This is a genomic window from Flavobacterium sp., from assembly GCF_031423415.1.
Classification (GTDB): Bacteria; Bacteroidota; Bacteroidia; order Flavobacteriales; family Flavobacteriaceae; genus Flavobacterium.
Window position 1 is genome coordinate 52,410 of sequence record NZ_JANPFL010000001.1, and the last position, 17,094, is coordinate 69,503.

The 17,094-nt window shown below is 35.9% G+C and carries 13 protein-coding genes; 4 read left to right on the forward strand and 9 right to left on the reverse strand.

The window, feature by feature from the left end:
• Window positions 1-24: 24 nt before the first annotated feature.
• The 9 genes from RMO83_RS00185 to RMO83_RS00225 form a co-directional block, all read right to left on the reverse strand.
• A complete protein-coding gene (locus RMO83_RS00185) occupies window positions 25-411 on the reverse strand; it encodes a GxxExxY protein (protein WP_310557648.1) in 387 nt (128 codons plus the stop codon).
• 73 nt (window positions 412-484) lie between these two features.
• Window positions 485-1,666: a pyridoxal phosphate-dependent aminotransferase family protein gene (locus RMO83_RS00190; RefSeq protein ID WP_310557649.1), complete on the reverse strand. Its 1,182-nt coding sequence runs from the start codon at window positions 1,664-1,666 to the stop codon at window positions 485-487.
• Between the two features lie 213 nt (window positions 1,667-1,879).
• Window positions 1,880-2,161, reverse strand: coding sequence for a F0F1 ATP synthase subunit epsilon (locus tag RMO83_RS00195; RefSeq protein ID WP_310557650.1), 282 nt, complete (start codon window positions 2,159-2,161; stop codon window positions 1,880-1,882).
• Window positions 2,162-2,251: 90 nt separating this feature from the next.
• Complete coding sequence (atpD, locus tag RMO83_RS00200) at window positions 2,252-3,763, reverse strand: F0F1 ATP synthase subunit beta (RefSeq protein ID WP_310557651.1); 1,512 nt, start codon at window positions 3,761-3,763, stop codon at window positions 2,252-2,254.
• 247 nt (window positions 3,764-4,010) lie between these two features.
• On the reverse strand, window positions 4,011-5,573 hold the full coding sequence (locus tag RMO83_RS00205; protein WP_310557652.1) for a G-D-S-L family lipolytic protein: 1,563 nt from the start codon (window positions 5,571-5,573) through the stop codon (window positions 4,011-4,013).
• A 35-nt stretch (window positions 5,574-5,608) separates the two neighbouring features.
• Window positions 5,609-8,479, reverse strand: a complete 2,871-nt coding sequence (locus RMO83_RS00210; RefSeq protein ID WP_310557653.1) for a TonB-dependent receptor domain-containing protein — start codon at window positions 8,477-8,479, stop codon at window positions 5,609-5,611.
• Window positions 8,480-8,748: 269 nt separating this feature from the next.
• Complete coding sequence (glmS, locus tag RMO83_RS00215) at window positions 8,749-10,596, reverse strand: glutamine--fructose-6-phosphate transaminase (isomerizing) (protein WP_310557654.1); 1,848 nt, start codon at window positions 10,594-10,596, stop codon at window positions 8,749-8,751.
• Window positions 10,597-10,604: 8 nt separating this feature from the next.
• Window positions 10,605-12,251, reverse strand: a complete 1,647-nt coding sequence (locus RMO83_RS00220) for a DUF4270 domain-containing protein (RefSeq protein ID WP_310557655.1) — start codon at window positions 12,249-12,251, stop codon at window positions 10,605-10,607.
• Between the two features lie 20 nt (window positions 12,252-12,271).
• Window positions 12,272-13,078: a glycogen/starch synthase gene (locus tag RMO83_RS00225; protein ID WP_310557656.1), complete on the reverse strand. Its 807-nt coding sequence runs from the start codon at window positions 13,076-13,078 to the stop codon at window positions 12,272-12,274.
• Between the two features lie 78 nt (window positions 13,079-13,156).
• Here RMO83_RS00225 and panC point away from each other — a divergent pair, with 78 nt between their 5' ends.
• The 4 genes from panC (at window position 13,157) to radA (ending at window position 17,079) form a co-directional block, all read left to right on the forward strand.
• On the forward strand, window positions 13,157-14,035 hold the full coding sequence (gene panC / locus RMO83_RS00230) for a pantoate--beta-alanine ligase (protein WP_310557657.1): 879 nt from the start codon (window positions 13,157-13,159) through the stop codon (window positions 14,033-14,035).
• 14 nt (window positions 14,036-14,049) lie between these two features.
• Entirely contained in the window at window positions 14,050-14,400 is a 351-nt protein-coding gene (gene panD, locus RMO83_RS00235; protein ID WP_310557658.1) for an aspartate 1-decarboxylase, read from the forward strand.
• A gap of 166 nt (window positions 14,401-14,566) precedes the next feature.
• Window positions 14,567-15,718, forward strand: coding sequence for an alpha/beta hydrolase-fold protein (locus RMO83_RS00240; RefSeq protein WP_310557659.1), 1,152 nt, complete (start codon window positions 14,567-14,569; stop codon window positions 15,716-15,718).
• Window positions 15,718-17,079, forward strand: coding sequence for a DNA repair protein RadA (gene radA, locus RMO83_RS00245; protein WP_310557660.1), 1,362 nt, complete (start codon window positions 15,718-15,720; stop codon window positions 17,077-17,079). The genes RMO83_RS00240 and radA overlap by 1 nt, the downstream gene beginning before the upstream one ends.
• Window positions 17,080-17,094: the final 15 nt, after the last annotated feature.

Below are 17,094 nucleotides of genomic sequence, written 5' to 3' on the forward strand. Positions count from 1 at the left end.
ATTTAACGGATTTACACCGATTATTTAATCTTTTCGGTTGTTTGTAAAAATAAGTCTTTTAATTTCTGGCTTTTCACCAAAGTTTAATAATAAGCCAATTTCAATATTTGTTGCTTTTAGATAGTTTAAAGTTTGGGCATAATGCGCTTTCACTAAAGTGTCACAAGCCTTTAATTCTATTATAATTACATCATCAATAACCAAATCGGCAATAAAATTACCGACTAGCTCATTTTTATAATATACTTTAATTTGTTTTTGAGCTTCTACTTTAAAACCTTGTGATTTTAATTCTATATACATTGCGTTTTGATAAACATTTTCAAGAAATCCATAACCAAGTTCGTTGTAAACTTCATAAAAAACTTTTAAAATCGCCTCCGATAATTCTTTGTGTAAAAATTCAGTCATTCATCGCTGTTAAAAATTATTATCTGTGAAAATCGGTTAAATCCGCGTCACCTGCCGGCAGGCAGGTCTGTGGCTAAAAAACAAAGGTACTTAACAGACGCAAAACATCTGCTATTTCTTCTTTCGAATTATAATTGTGCAAACAGAAACGAAGTCGCTCTTGACCTTCGGGAACTGTGGGTGATAAAATAGCCTTGACGTCAAACCCTTTTTCTTGAAGCTGACTCGCTATTGATTTTACGTTTTGATTTCCAGGAATTATAGCACTTTGAATAGCTGATTTACTTCTTACAAACATAGGTTTCAATCCCAAAATATTTTTTTCTTGATTGAAGTGAACGATATTTTTCCGAAGTTTTGCGATTGTTTGCTTTTCTGATTGTAAATATTGATACGCCACTAAAATAGTAGCTGTAGAATGTGGAGAAAGTCCCGTGGTATAAATAAAACTTCGGGCGAAATTGACGAGATAATTACTCAAAACTTTCGACCCTAAAATCGCTGCGCCGTGACAACCTAATCCTTTTCCGAAGGTCATGATTCGGGCGAAAATCTTGTCTTGCAAACCCAACATTTGAACCAATCCTTCACCATTATCTCCAAAAACACCTAGAGAATGAGCTTCATCGATAACTAAATGACATTTGAATTTTTCGGAAAGTTGTGCCAATTCTTCGAGATTTGGAGTGTCGCCATCCATCGAAAAAACACTTTCGGTGACGATATAGATGGAAGTTGGAAGTTGGAGGTTGGGAGTGTTTGCCAAATTGTCCCCGTTGCTCCCATTGCAATTAACAATCAATCGTTCCAAATCTTCAAAATCGTTATGCTGGAATTTATAGGATTTAGCATTCGAAAGTTGGATTCCATCTCGAATAGAGGCGTGGCTCAATTCATCATACAAAATGAAGTCTCCTTTCTGGGGAACGGAACTAAAAAAACCCACATTGGCATCGTAACCCGAATTAAAAATCAACGCACTTTCTGACTGATGGAAATTGGCGATAAAATCTTCGGTTTCTTGATAAACTTTGTGATTTCCTGATAGTAATCGTGAACCTGTTGCGCCATTTTGGATGATTTTATTGTCAATTAAATACTGGTGGGTTTCGTCAAAAATGGATTTGCTTTTTGAAAACCCGATGTAATCATTCGAAGCAAAATCGATTAAATCGTTAGGTAAAGGCAATTTTCGCAATGCACTGTTTTGCTTGCGAGTTTCGAGTTTAGCTGAGAGATTTTTCGGAAACATCATAATGGCAAAGTTAGAAAAAAAACGGGGTAAAAAAATAGGCTACGGCTGAAATGGGGACTATGAATTTACAGCCATTTCTAGCCCAGATAGAAGTGGAAATCCTCTTGCTTTTTTTCTTTAAAAAAGCAAGAGATTGAAATGAATAGCTGGAAATAGCTTCAAAAAAAAAGTCACACATTACTGTATGACTTTTAGTTATTATATAGAATTTCTTTAGTCGGCTAATACAATTACTTTATTGTCTTTCATTTCGATAGTTCCAGAATTGATAGCTAGTGTGTAATTTTGATCATTTACTTTGGTAAATAACCCTTCGGATTCTTTGGTAAACTTGAAACTAATCGCGGTAATTTTAACGATACCTTTTTGAAGTATCGAAACTATTGGTGCGTGATTATTCAACATTTGAAAATGTCCATCAACTCCTGGAAGAGACACCGATGTTACTTCGCCTGAAAATAATTGTGCTTCTGGTGATACTATTTCTAATAACATAATTTAAGATTAGAGGTTAGAAGTTAGAGGTTAGAAGTGGAGGTAAAGTTTAAACAACTTCTAACTTCCCACTTCTAACTTCCCACTTTATTATGCTTCTGCCAACATTTTTTCTCCAGCTTCGATAGCGTCTTCAATGGTTCCTTTAAGGTTGAAAGCGGCTTCTGGCAAGTGATCTAATTCTCCATCGATGATCATATTAAATCCTTTAATAGTATCTTTAATGTCAACCAAAACTCCTTTTAATCCTGTAAATTGTTCTGCAACGTGGAACGGTTGAGACAAGAAACGCTGTACACGTCTAGCTCTTGATACCGATAATTTGTCTTCTTCAGACAATTCTTCCATACCAAGAATCGCAATAATATCTTGCAATTGTTTGTATTTTTGAAGAATCTCTTTTACTCTTTGTGCACAGTTATAATGCTCGTCACCAATAATTTGTGGCGTCAAAATTCTTGAAGTAGAATCCAATGGATCCACTGCTGGATAAATACCTAACTCGGCAATTTTACGAGACAATACTGTTGTAGCATCTAAGTGCGCAAAAGTTGTCGCTGGAGCTGGATCTGTTAAGTCATCCGCAGGAACGTAAACCGCTTGTACCGATGTTATAGAACCTTTGTTTGTTGATGTGATACGTTCTTGCATCGCTCCCATTTCGGTTGCTAATGTGGGTTGATATCCTACTGCAGAAGGCATACGTCCCAAAAGTGCCGAAACCTCAGAACCTGCTTGTGTAAAACGGAAGATATTATCAACGAAGAAAAGAACGTCTTTTCCTTGGTCTGAACCTGCACCATCACGGAAATACTCAGCGATAGACAATCCTGACAAGGCCACACGAGCACGAGCTCCAGGAGGTTCGTTCATTTGACCGAAAACGAAAGTAGCTTTAGACTCTCTCATTCCCATCATATCTACTTTAGATAAATCCCATCCACCTTCTTCCATAGAGTGCATAAAAGCATCTCCGTATTTTATAATTCCTGACTCTAACATCTCGCGAAGTAAGTCATTTCCTTCACGTGTTCTTTCTCCTACTCCTGCGAATACAGAAAGTCCACCGTGACCTTTTGCAATATTGTTGATCAACTCTTGAATCAATACTGTTTTACCAACACCAGCACCACCAAACAATCCAATTTTTCCTCCTTTTGAGTAAGGTTCAATCAAATCGATTACTTTAATACCTGTGAATAAAACTTCTGATGAAGTTGATAAATCTTCAAATTTTGGAGCTTGTCTATGAATAGACATTCCGTTTTCACCATCTTTTGGCAAGTTTCCTAAACCATCAATAGCATCACCAATTACGTTAAACAAACGTCCGTAAACATCTGCTCCAATTGGCATTTTTATTGGGTTTCCTGTTCCAACTACTTCATAACCTCTGCTCAAACCGTCAGTTGAATCCATTGAGATGGTACGAACAGTGTTTTCACCAATGTGGGATTGTACTTCAAGAACTAATAATGTTCCGTCTTTTTTTGTGATTTCTAATGAATCATAAATTTTTGGAAGTTCAACATCTTTACCGTTGAAAACTACATCGACAACTGGTCCGATGATTTGGGCAACTTTTCCTATTACTTTTGACATTGCTTATGTATTTATTAAATAGCTAATCTGGTTTATGAAGTACACCTAATTGAAACTATTCAAGTAGTTGTGTTTTTCAGTGCGCAAAGATAATTTTTTAAAACATAAAAATCAACACTTTTTTTATAAAAAAAAAGTGGGTTTCAATCGCTCTCGTGATTGCAGTAGAATAAAGAAACAAAAGCGCCTAAAAACGAAAAAACCACCATGTTCCCATGATGGTTTTTGACAACTGTTGTATAAAAATTTAAAGAGACCTTGGAAATAAAATTCGATAATTTCCTAGATCTACTCCTTTTAAATTGGAACCGTAAGTTTTATTTATCGCTTCAATAAACTTATTGGCAATCAATGCATATCCTCTTGGAGACGGATGAACTCCATCTGTTGAAAATCCTCCTCCAGTTATAAATGCTCCTGTAACCGTAAATCCATTTGAAGGGATGCCACCGTTTGCAATTTGTGTCATTAGGGCATTTGCATCAAGGAAAGCAAGGCCCTTTGCAGTTGCAACTGCTTTTATTTTAGCATTATAGGCGTCTGTAGCTGTTTTTAACTCCAAAACCTCAGTCGGAATTAAAACGTGTTTGTCTTGTAAAGGATATGTGATTCCAAATTTATCTAATGGGGATGGTGGTGCAAAACCAAGACCAGAATCAGATGCAGAAGGTGCGGCACCAATTGCGGATTGTGTTGTCAGAAGAACCAAATCATTAGCTTTAGCCTGTCTGGCTTTTCCAAAAACACTTCCATAAAAAGTAGCTGTTGCAAGACCAAGTGATGGTGTAAATGCAGCGGTTAATTGTGCGGATAAATCTGTCAAAGATTCATCTTTTATCAATAAAGGGTTTGCAACGGTTAAAGACAATAAGTTAATTCTGTTTCCTTCTCCAAAGGCTGTTAAAGCTGCTTTTAATGGCCCGTACAACTGAGCATTTAACGCGTTTATTGTTCCAGTTCCTAAAGCAACATTACCAGCTCCTAAAACACTTGCGGACAATGGATTGTAGGGAATAGTTGTGAAAAATGGCACGGTATTTACATAAGGGATATTTGCAATGACACCTTTGGCTCCAGCAGAAGTTAATGTGTTTACTAAAGCGTCATATGTAGCGTCAAAGCCCGCACCTGCTGGTCCTGCGGATGGGGTTATTGGGTTTGATCCATCTCCACCTGTAGTAGCATAACCCAAAACATCATTGTTTCCAATCCAAAGCGAAAAGAATGTTGGTGTTTGAGACATTGCATAAGCTAAAACCGAAGTTGTAGCATTTGGTGCAAAACGCACATAATATGGGTTTGCAGTTCCAAGCGAAATTCCAGCTACACTCCCGTAGCTTGGCGATAGTAAATGAAAACTTTTAGCACCAGGAACTCCGCAGTTATTGTAAGGTCCTGCCGCAACTACCGCAGGATTGAGAATCTCTGTTGATGGAGTCCCCGTAACCGGAACTGGGGCTGAGCCATTAAAATACAATCTTGGCCCTGCAAATTGAGTTCCGTTAATCTTAAATCCACCAATATTATCAGCCATAAAAGGAATTTTGAATTCCCCACCTCCGACAGTTGCAAACTGCTGAGCCATAATATTAGTATAGGATACCTTTTGTCCGTCAATAAATAAGGCATTGTCTGAATATCCTGCGGTTAATGAATTTCCTAAGGAAACATATTTCGTAAAATTGGCAGTACCTGCCGTAGGCGGTAAACCATCGGATGTATTATAAAGTACAACCTCTTCGTCGTTATTATTATTACAAGCTACAAAGGTTGCTGCAACCAATAGTAGCCATTTGAAGTTTTTTATCATGATCTTATATTTTTATATGTTGTTGACTAATTGAATTACGGATTAATTGTCCAAGAAATAAAATATTGTTGTCCTATTGCTCCTGCGCCCAATACTTGTATGTACTCCTTACTGCCAATATTAGTTGCACCCAATTTTAATAGCGATTTTATTTTTGGAATACTATAATTAATTTGAGCGTCAACCACTGTAGCGGCACTAATCATTCCGTCAACCATTGTAGATTCCCATAAATACTCATTATTCCATCTTACGCTGGCATTAAATCCAAAGTTTTCGAATAATTTTTCGTTACCGACAGAAGCTTTAACTCTATGTTTTGGAGTGTTGAAACCTGCTTCAAAACCTGGATCTTTTGCTTGATCGAAATCAAACTGAGCATAGTTATAACTTACACCAAAATCATAACCTCCAAAGATTCGTTTAGACAATCCTATTCCAACTCCAAGTGACTGAATTTTTAAATCAGTATTAGTGTATAATTGATAGGCTCTAATATTTCCATTGGCTAGAGCGTGAAGCGTTTGAACCGCTGGATTAGCAACATAAGTCGGAGCTCCTTGAGCAAAATCGAAAGTTTCGCTAACTTTACCGTACAATGGAGCAATTGATACTGTGTTTCCTATAAAGTTATTATAGGTATTATAATATCCATTCAAGTCAATGTTTATGTCTTTGTATTGTGAACGGTATCCCAATTCGATAGCTTGTACCTCTTCTGGTTTAACATTTTTTACATTTGTTACTTTCAGCAATGCTGCTGCTCCAGGGGTATTCCCAGGATTGGCTGCTGCAAATGCCGCAAATTGCGCAACAGATGCGCTCGTATAAGAATTTTGATAAGCGTTTACTCCCGTCATCACAACAGATGTTCCTCCGGCATAGACTTGTCCAATTGCTGGAACGCCATTTGCAACAGGTCTAGTTTCAGAATATCTCAATAAATTATCAGGAGCAGAACCAACTAATACTGCACTTCCTACATTGAAACCTATGTATTGATCCTGAGTACTTGGATTTCTAAAACCTGTTTGATAAGATGCTCTAAAATTGTGTTGTTTGTTTTCGCCTCCAGAATAAACAAAAGATACTCTTGGGGAAAAATTACCTTCAAAATTTTTAGATTTGTCATATCGAACAGAACCAGTAAATTTCAATCTGTCCTCCATGAATTTTTTTTGCAACTGGGTATAAACACCATATTCGTTATAATAAATTGGACCATTAGCATCCGTATAAATTCTGCCTTGAGAATCAAGTTGATATTGTCTGTAAGAACCACCTACTTGAATTTCTCCATATTTAATGATGTCTTTAAAATTATAATTGGCATCAGAATGGTAAATTCTTGAATTGTCCACAAGTTTTGAACCTGATAATACATCTGGATTTGCAATCACCTGATCGAACGCTTTCTTAAATTCAGGTGTGCCTGGTATTAATCTTCCTGTATCAGCAACTCCTCTAGCAGCAATATGAGCATTTGCTGGAGTTTGTCCCGCCAATGTTGCTTGAACAAAGGCACCAGCATATTGTCCGAACCAAGTACTGTCATCTTTCCAAGCTCTATTTACATTAAGACCTGTAAAAAGCATGTCATAAGACTCACCACCGTCTTCTGTGGTGGTATAACCCCTTACAAAAAAGTTTTTACCTTTTACTTCTAATTTATGTTGTTGCATAAAAAAGTTATTCAAATAATATCTATTTGCACCTTGATAAACTGCATTTCCAAATCCTAATTTACTTTGTAAGATTACTTCTAATCGCTCATCCCCAAATGGTCTGAAATGCAAAGAGCCATCAATTTTTGTGTTAGATGCTTTGTTATCAGTTAAGTCCACTTCATTATATCCTGTTCGGCTTACATTATAGCTTGGAAGTAAATTCACAGCAGCAGCAGGTATTAATCCTAAAGCAGCTAATGATTGTCCCACAGATTTTAAATTTGTAGATGCTTCATCGCCATACACATTTATACCGTCATAATTGACATCACTTCTTGTAATTCCTTGTCCTTGACGTCTTTTATCATCATAATTTGTAGCATACCAGTCCGTTCCTTGCATGTAGGTAAAATTAGCTTTTGCGGCAATATATTTATTGAATTTATGCGCTACTCTGACTCCAACGTCATAAAAACTATTGGTTCCTGCAGCTTCTTGACTTGTGGCTCCATATTTCAAATAGGCAGAAATACCTGGATATGTAAATGGGCTTTTACTGTTCATAAACATAATACCATTAAAAGCGTTGGCACCATATAAAGCGGATGAAGCTCCAGGTAGTAACTCTACACTTTGCACATCAATATCAGATACGCCAATCATATTGCCTAATACAAAGTTCAATAGTGGCGAAGAATTATCCATTCCATCAACCAACTGCATGAAACGAGTGTTAGCAACCGTTGCGAAACCACGAGTGTTTATGGATTTAAATGTCAAACTACTGGTATTCATTTGAACCTCTTTAAGGTTTTCTAGTCCATCATAAAAAGTGGGTGAAGCTGTTTTTTTAATTTCCTTGATACCCATTCTTTCGATAGTTACGGGTGACTCTAAGATTCTTTCAGGAGTTCTGGAAGCGGCTATTACCACCTCATCTAATGTCATTTGGGCTTCAGTCAGTATAACAACTACATTTTGATTATTTGAAGTAATACTGACTTTTTTCGTTTGGTGTCCCAAACTGGTTACTTCAATTGTAAATGGTGGGTTTACTGAGGATGTTAAAGTGAATTTCCCATCAGCATCTGAGACCGTTCCTGCTTTAGTTCCAACGACTTTTATGCTGGCACCAGGAATGGGTTGGTTGTTACTTTCGGTAACAGAACCTGTAATTGTGTTTTGTGCAAAAGAAATGCCACAAAAAAACAACGACAAAACAAGTAAATAGCTTCTCATTTGATTGAATTTTGTTAGTTAATGCGACCAAAGTACAAATAATTTTGATATTAATAAAAAAAGACTAAAATATTTTAATAATATATAATTTCACTATAATTAGCCATTTTCAAAACCGTTAAATTAATTTTGAATATTTAGTTAAAATAATGTGATTTATTATGCGTGCATATAAAAATACGCCTTTAGAAATGGAGATTTCATAAAATATACGCACAAAAAAAGTGAGGTGAAAAACCTCACTTTTGATGAAAATAGATGTAAATTACTTACTCAACAGTCACTGACTTGGCTAAGTTACGTGGTTGATCTACATTACAGCCTCTCATAACAGCAATATGATACGATAATAATTGCAATGGAATAGTCGTGATTAATGGTGATAAAGCGTCGGAAGTTTCGGGAATTTCGATTATATAATCCGCTAAACCTCTTACTTGAGTATCTCCTTTTGTAACCACAGCTATGATAATACCGCTTCGTGATTTTATTTCTTGAATATTGCTAACAATTTTATCATAATGCCCTTGTTTAGGTGCAATAACAATTACTGGCATATGCTCATCAATCAAAGCGATTGGTCCATGCTTCATTTCGGCTGCAGGATATCCTTCAGCGTGGATGTAAGAGATTTCTTTGAGCTTCAATGCTCCTTCAAGTGCAACAGGAAAATTGTAGCCTCTTCCTAAATACAAGCAATTTTGCGTGTTTTTAAAAATCGCAGCTATTTCTTTTGCTTTAGCATTTGTCTCTAAAGCTTCTCTAACTTTTTCAGGAATAATTTCTAATTCTTGTAAGTATCTATGGAAATCGGTTTTAGACAATGTTCCTTTAGCTTTTGCTAAACGCAACGCCATCATTATCAATACTGTGATTTGTGTAGTAAACGCCTTTGTAGAAGCCACACCAATTTCAGGTCCTGCGTGTGTGTGTGAACCTGCGTGTGTTTCTCTAGAAATGGAGGAGCCAACCACGTTACAAACGCCATAAACAAATGCTCCTTTTTCTTTTGCTAATTTTATTGCTGCCATCGTATCAGCAGTTTCTCCGGATTGGGAAATGGCAATGACTACATCGCCTCTGTTGATGATTGGATTTCTGTATCTAAACTCAGATGCATATTCCACCTCAACAGGAATTCTGGTAAATTCTTCAAATATATACTCAGCCACTAGTCCTGCATGCCAAGAGGTCCCGCAGGCGACGATTATTATTTTTTCTGCGTTAAGAAATTTTTCTAAATTATCCTCTACTCCCGACATCTGAATAATGCCGTCGTTTGCGTGAAGTCTTCCGCGATAGGTATCCGTAATTACATTAGGTTGCTCGTAAATTTCTTTAAACATAAAGTGATCGTAACCCCCTTTTTCTATTTGCTCTAAATTCATTTGAAGTTCTTGAATATAGGGATCAACTAAGGAGTCATCCTTAATTTTTCGAACTTTCATAGGTTTGTGTAACCTAATGTTTGCCATTTCTCCATCCTCTAAATAAACGGCATTTGAAGTATATTCGATAAATGGTGATGCATCTGATGCAATAAAGTATTCGCCTTCTCCTATTCCTATTGCCAGTGGACTTCCCAAGCGGGCAACCACGATTTCATCAGGATTTTTTTTATCAAAAACGGCTATGGCATAAGCTCCAAAAACCTGGTTTAATGCTACCTGAACTGCTTTCCCTAGCTTTAGATTTTCTTTTTTTTGAACTTCTTCGATAAGATTTATTAATACTTCAGTGTCGGTATCAGAGTGAAAAATATAGCCTCTTTTTATCAATTCAACTTTCAGTGGAGCATAATTTTCTATAATTCCATTGTGAATTATAACTAAATCTCCAGAATTAGAAACGTGAGGATGAGAATTAACATCATTGGGAATACCATGTGTAGCCCAACGTGTGTGACCTATTCCAATGGTTCCATTAGTGGAAATCTCGTTGGAAGCTTTTACTTCAAGATCTATAACTTTGCCTTTTGTTTTAGAAAGTTTTAAGTTTTCTCCGTCATATAGCATAACTCCTGCACTATCATAACCTCGATATTCTAATCTTTTTAATCCTTTTATTACAATAGGATAAGCTTCTCTGTAGCCAATGTACCCGACAATTCCACACATAGTTCTGGTTATTTAGGTTTTGTATAATAAATTTCTAGTTGTAATCTTTTGCTATAATTCGCATCCGATTCAGAAAGATTACTTCCGTAAAGGACGGTTCCAAGAGGATTCATTACGCTTGCTTTTGGAACTTGTGACATAAAAGGATTTTCTGTCTTTAGCTTTCTAAAATCTGCACTGTTTACATCCTCGGTAACAACAAGACCGAGCTTACTATTTAATACATCAGATTTTTTAACTAAATTACTTATATGATTTGTAATATTAAATTTATAAGAAACTCCTCTTTTTAAATCAGTTGTTGCTCTTTTTATAAAGCCCCCAAATAAATATTTTGAATTGTTTTTATTGGCTATTGAAGAGGCGAAAACATAATCTAAAATAGTAGTTCCATAGGTGTAATTATACAAATAAATTCTCTGTGGCTCGATGCTTTTTTTAAATTCCGCGTTATCTGTATCAATATAAACAACCAGATTGGCTTCATTAATCAACCATCCTTCCTTTCTAATTTTATCCAATTCATCTGATACGCCGTTTGGACCAGTCAAGTTTCCGTTTGTGTCATATCCTAGTAAATCCTTTTTTTCAAAAAGCTCTATAACAGCCAATGTTCCCTCGCCTCCTTTTAAATATAATTTTTGGTCGCCAAGAACCCTATCTGGATTGTTTCTGGCAGTTTCATAATCAGTATTTGGGTTGCTTTGTTCCAATAAACTTACTGTTTTTCCTGTCATATTAAGAATTAAATTTTTCTCCACTCTAGTTACTGGCGTTGTAGAGGAATCTTCTTTATATTTAATAGTTATGGTTCCCTTAGCAAAATTAATCATGGCTAGACTCCCTTTATCAGACCCAGATTGTTCGACTTTAAAGTACAAACCTTTAAAATAATCTGTAAATACATTATTAGATACCAAACTTCCTGTCGGTGCTCCGTCGATAAATATCTTCTTCTGAAAAAAGTCCGTATTCAGTTTTAATCGCATACTTGGAGCCGAATAGGTCGTGGTTTCTTTATCTGCGTCACCTTTTGTTGTAACTGAATGTTGAGTAGGATCAAAATAAAATTCATCATTTTGCGACTTGTCAGAATCATCATTCAATCTACTTCCCTTTATAAAACCATCAAATTCAGTATTTTGATTGGTGTATAAGGATTGAGCGTTTCCATTTTGATTACCCATGTACCTAGTAGACTCATAAACACTCAGTTTTACTTTAGCTAATTTTTCTCCATAAATAGAATCTAAAACATAAGTGTTTCCAGATGTAACGCCAGTAGAATTTACTATAGGTTTTGTTTGAGAAGCATCAACAAAATAAGGCACATCAAGATATACGCTTTCTATTACAGGATTTAGTCCAATTGTGGGATCTAGATTTGCTAAGGCTAATTGAGTTACGAAACTCGCCGCGGTTGTGCCAAAAGCTGAATTTTCATATATTCCTAAAGCATTTATAGGGAGATTACTAGATTCTACAGGAGTAATTTTTTCGTTGTGAGCTACTACATTTGATGGATACTTTACTAATGTGAAATTATTATCACCTAACAAGGCTTCTCCAACCGCGCTATATTCTTTGTCACAAGATACAAAAAGCAGCATTACCGCAAAAAATAGTAAGGATTTAAAAAGAGAATTATTATGCATATTTACTAGAAAATGTTAATTTAGAGAACAAAATTTGTATAAAAATTAGAATACGCCTCGGCGAATTTATCTTTCGGGGCGAAAGGTAAAAAAGGTTTGCCTGAAGATTCTATAAATTTTGTTAAACTTGAAGACAGGTTTTCTGAGGCAATAATTACAGCATCCGAATGATTGATGGTTGCCTTCATAATATTCTCGTAATCAGGTTTTTCTAAGTCGGAAATAGCTTCATTTGGAATCCCGTCAAATTTTATTTTATTTATCATTTCTATATCTAAAGTACCGTCAAAAGACTGACTGTAAACCGATGTCACAATTTTTGTGTCTGAAAATAAGGCTTCGTTTTTATAAAAATGCTTCATATAAATGGGCAACATTGCGGCCATCCAACCATGAACGTGAATAATATCAGGAACCCAATTCAATTTTTTTACCGTTTCGACTACGCCTTTAGCAAAGAAAATAGCTCGTTCATCATTATCTCGAAACATAACTCCTTCTTCATCAGTAAATGTTGCTTTGCGCTTGAAATACTCGTCATTGTCAATAAAATAAACCTGAATTCTTTCTTTTGGAATTGAAGCCACCTTTATAATCAAAGGCATGTCTAAGTCATTTACGACCAAATTCATCCCCGAAAGGCGAATTACTTCGTGCAACTGATGTCTTCTTTCGTTAATATTTCCATACCTTGGCATAAAAATTCTAATTTGTCCGCCTTGATTATTTATCATTTTTGGCACTTGATAAGACATTGAAGAAACCTCATTTTCAGCTAGATAAGGCACCACCTCAGATGATACATATAATATTCTCTTATCTTCCATATTGTAAATTACTTGATTTATTGGCAATAAAAACTATGCAAAATTACAAAAATTTATGCAGTTATAGACTAAAATATTATGTTTGCAGATTATTTCAACAAAATACCTATGCATATTTTCTACGGAAAAGCAGCTTTGATAGAACATTTAAAATCTATTAAAACTAACAGTTCCACAATCGGGCTTGTACCCACTATGGGGGCATTACACCAAGGTCATTTATCATTGATGCAACAATCAATGGCTAATAACGACGCTACTGTAGTAAGTATTTTTGTCAATCCAACCCAGTTTAACAATCCTGAAGATCTTGCAAAATACCCAAGAACACTTGAAGACGATCTAAATCAAATTAGTGGTTTGTGCACTGAAATTATAGTGTATGCACCACCTACTGAAGATCTTTATGAGGGAAAACCTTCTTCCCAGTTCTTTGATTTTGACGGTTTAGAAAACCAAATGGAAGGTAAATTCAGGCCCGGACATTTCAATGGTGTTGGCACTATTGTAAAACGACTTTTCGAAATTGTGCAACCTACAAACGCCTATTTTGGGGAAAAAGATTTTCAACAATTGCAAATTATAAAGAAAATGGTCGCAAAAAACAAGATGAAAGTCCTCGTTGTTGGTTGTCCGATTCACCGTGAACGCAATCAGTTGGCGATGAGTTCTAGAAATGCTCTTTTATCTCCAAAAGAGAGACAAGAAGCTTCCATTATTTATAAAACTTTAATTGATTCTAAAGAGAAATTCCAAAAATTCAGTGCCAAAATAGTAACGGAAGAAGTTGAAAAAGTATTTCAAAACAATTCCAATTTCACTTTAGAATATTATCAAATTGCTGACGAAAAAACGCTACTGCCTTGTATACGAAAAAGCAAAAACAAAAGCTATCGTGCTTTTATAGCGGTTTTTGTCCACAATGTCCGATTGATTGACACCATTTCATTAAATTAATTTACTTTTGCACAATGCAAATACAAGTAGTAAAATCAAAAATTCATCGAGTGAAGGTTACTGGCGCCGATTTAAATTATATAGGAAGCATTACAATTGACGAAGCGTTGATGGATGCCTCGAATCTTATTGAGGGCGAAAAAGTAGCGATTGTAAACATCAATAATGGCGAGCGCTTTGACACTTATGCTATCAAAGGGGAAAAAAATTCAGGTGAAATAACCTTAAACGGACCTGCTGCCCGAAAAGTGCAAAAAGACGATATTATCATTATTATTTCATACGCTACATTAGATTTTGAAGAAGCTAAAATCTTCAAGCCTTGGATTATTTTCCCTAATGAAAAAGATAATTCATTGACTTAAATCTTCCGAAATCCGTCGTCATAATTTCAACTCCTTCTTATTTAATTGTTTTCGAAATGTTCTTTTTTATATATTCTGCTTTTTTAAAAGTAAATAAAAGTAGTATATTGCTACTCTTTTCGAACCGTAAAATTCAAAAAATAGTAATGTACAAACCACATAAATTATGAAGCAAATAGTATTATTTTTGTTTTTTTCGATCTCACTTTATTCGCAAAAATATACCGAGGAATTTGTTTCAAGCAAATTGGGCCAAAGCCGAGAAATAACTATTGGACTGCCCAATTCCTACGAAAAAAACCCAACTAAAAAATATCCAATCCTCGTTTTGCTAGACAGCGATTACTTGTTTGACCCTTTTTACGGTGCTTTGAGCTACGGTGAGTATTGGGAAGACTTACCCGAAACCATCATCATTGGCATTAACCAAAACAAAAACAAAGAACGAATCGACGACTGTACTTATAATGAAGATACCAATCTACCTTCCGGAAAAGGAGCTAGCTTTTTCGAGTTCCTTGGTGGTGAATTGCTTCCTTATATCGAAAAAAAATACCGCGTTGCTCCGTTTCGAATTATTGCTGGACACGACACCACAGCTGGCTATTTAAACTTTTTTCTATATAAAGATTACTCCATATTCAATGCCTATATTTCATTGAGCCCGGAACTCGTTCCTGGAATGGATACCCAAATTCCAGAACGGTTTGCAGGCTTAAAACAACCTCTTTTCTACTACCAATCTACGGGCGATGGAGACCTAAAAGATGTTTTAGAATCAGTAAATAAATTGGACACTAACATTAAAACGGCTGCCAACCCTAAAATCAATTACAGATACGATGCCTTTAAAGGTGCTTCGCATTATTCCACAGTACTGTATTCTATTCCCAACGCTTTGTACCACATTTTCGATTGCTACAAACCCATTTCAATGACTGAATTTACAGAAAAAATCTCGGTTCTTCAAACTGGACAAGTTAAATATTTGACCGATAGATATGATGTTATTGAGAAAACATTACGATTTAAAGTTCAAATAAGAGTTTCTGATTTTAAAGCCATCGAAGCTGCCATTCTGAAAAATAAATCCTACCAAGAATTAGATAAATTAGCGGACATAGCCAAAAAAAATTATCCAAAATCAATGCTTGCTGATTATGAGTTGGGTTTAATGTATGAAAAAACTGGAGATTTGAAAAGAGCTGCAAAAGCCTACCAAAAAGCATATCAATTTGATGAAATTGGAGATTTGAGTAAAGATATGATGATTGAAAAGTCTGACGAAATGCAAAGTTTAATACCCAAAAAGAAATAATGTCTAAAGTAAAAACATCTTTTTTTTGCCAAAATTGTGGTGCCCAATATTCCAAATGGCAGGGACAATGCAATTCCTGTAAAGAATGGAATACCATCGTCGAAGAAATTATTCAAAAAGAAGAAAAATCAAGTTGGAAACCTTCTACTTCCGATTCAAAAAGAGTTTCAAAACCCCTGAAAATAAAGGAAATTGATTCCAGCCAAGAAGTAAGAATGAATACTTTGGACGGTGAACTCAATCGCGTTCTGGGTGGTGGAATTGTCCCTGGTTCTTTAATCCTTTTGGGCGGCGAACCCGGCATTGGAAAAAGTACACTTTTACTGCAAATTTCTTTAAAATTGCCGTACAAAACCTTATATGTTTCGGGCGAAGAAAGCCAAAAACAAATAAAAATGCGCGCTGAAAGAATTACTCCGAACAGCGACAATTGCTATATTCTTACCGAAACTAAAACCCAAAATATCTTCAAACAAATTGAAGCTATCGAACCCGAAATCGTGATCATCGATTCCATTCAAACGCTTCATACCGATTATATTGAATCAACTCCAGGAAGTATTTCTCAAATTCGAGAAACCACTGCTGAACTCATAAAATTTGCCAAAGAATCAAACGTTCCCGTGATTTTAATTGGTCATATTACCAAAGACGGAAATATTGCTGGACCTAAAATTCTAGAACATATGGTTGATACCGTTTTGCAATTCGAAGGCGATAGAAATCACGTATATCGCATTTTGCGTTCGCTAAAAAATCGTTTTGGTTCCACTGCCGAAATAGGGATTTATGAAATGTTAGGCAACGGTTTACGGGAAGTTTCGAATCCGTCCGAAATACTAATTTCACACAAAGACGAGGAATTATCAGGAACCGCAATCGCCTCGACCCTTGAAGGAATGCGACCGTTGATGATTGAAATTCAATCCTTGGTCAGCACCGCAGTTTATGGAACGCCGCAACGCAGCACAACGGGTTACAATGCCAAAAGACTGAATATGATTTTAGCCGTTTTAGAAAAACGAGCTGGTTTCAGGCTCGGTGTTAAAGACGTTTTCTTGAATGTAACTGGCGGGATTTCTGTTGATGATCCTGCGATAGATTTGGCAGTGGTAGCCGCCATTTTATCCTCGAATGAAGATATTCCGGTGAATAAGGATTTTTGCTTTGCTGGCGAAGTGGGTCTTTCGGGCGAAATTCGTCCGGTAAACCGAGTGGATCAGCGCATTCAGGAAGCGGAAAAACTAGGATTTTCGACCATCTTTGTTTCGAAATACAATAAAATTGCTTTGAAAAACACCATAATAAAAGTGCGATTGGTGGCGAAGATTGAAGATGTAGCGAGCGAGTTGTTTGGTTAGAAACAGACCTAACAA

Coding starts and splice junctions, on each gene's coding strand:
- panC (WP_310557657.1), top strand. CDS start 13,157: ATGTTTGCAGATTATTTCAACAAAATACCTATGCATATTTTCTACGGA.
- glmS (WP_310557654.1), bottom strand. CDS start 10,596: ATGTGTGGAATTGTCGGGTACATTGGCTACAGAGAAGCTTATCCTATT.
- radA (WP_310557660.1), top strand. CDS start 15,718: ATGTCTAAAGTAAAAACATCTTTTTTTTGCCAAAATTGTGGTGCCCAA.
- RMO83_RS00210 (WP_310557653.1), bottom strand. CDS start 8,479: ATGAGAAGCTATTTACTTGTTTTGTCGTTGTTTTTTTGTGGCATTTCT.
- panD (WP_310557658.1), top strand. CDS start 14,050: ATGCAAATACAAGTAGTAAAATCAAAAATTCATCGAGTGAAGGTTACT.
- atpD (WP_310557651.1), bottom strand. CDS start 3,763: ATGTCAAAAGTAATAGGAAAAGTTGCCCAAATCATCGGACCAGTTGTC.
- RMO83_RS00185 (WP_310557648.1), bottom strand. CDS start 411: ATGACTGAATTTTTACACAAAGAATTATCGGAGGCGATTTTAAAAGTT.
- RMO83_RS00240 (WP_310557659.1), top strand. CDS start 14,567: ATGAAGCAAATAGTATTATTTTTGTTTTTTTCGATCTCACTTTATTCG.
- RMO83_RS00220 (WP_310557655.1), bottom strand. CDS start 12,251: ATGCATAATAATTCTCTTTTTAAATCCTTACTATTTTTTGCGGTAATG.
- RMO83_RS00205 (WP_310557652.1), bottom strand. CDS start 5,573: ATGATAAAAAACTTCAAATGGCTACTATTGGTTGCAGCAACCTTTGTA.
- RMO83_RS00225 (WP_310557656.1), bottom strand. CDS start 13,078: ATGGAAGATAAGAGAATATTATATGTATCATCTGAGGTGGTGCCTTAT.
- RMO83_RS00190 (WP_310557649.1), bottom strand. CDS start 1,666: ATGATGTTTCCGAAAAATCTCTCAGCTAAACTCGAAACTCGCAAGCAA.
- RMO83_RS00195 (WP_310557650.1), bottom strand. CDS start 2,161: ATGTTATTAGAAATAGTATCACCAGAAGCACAATTATTTTCAGGCGAA.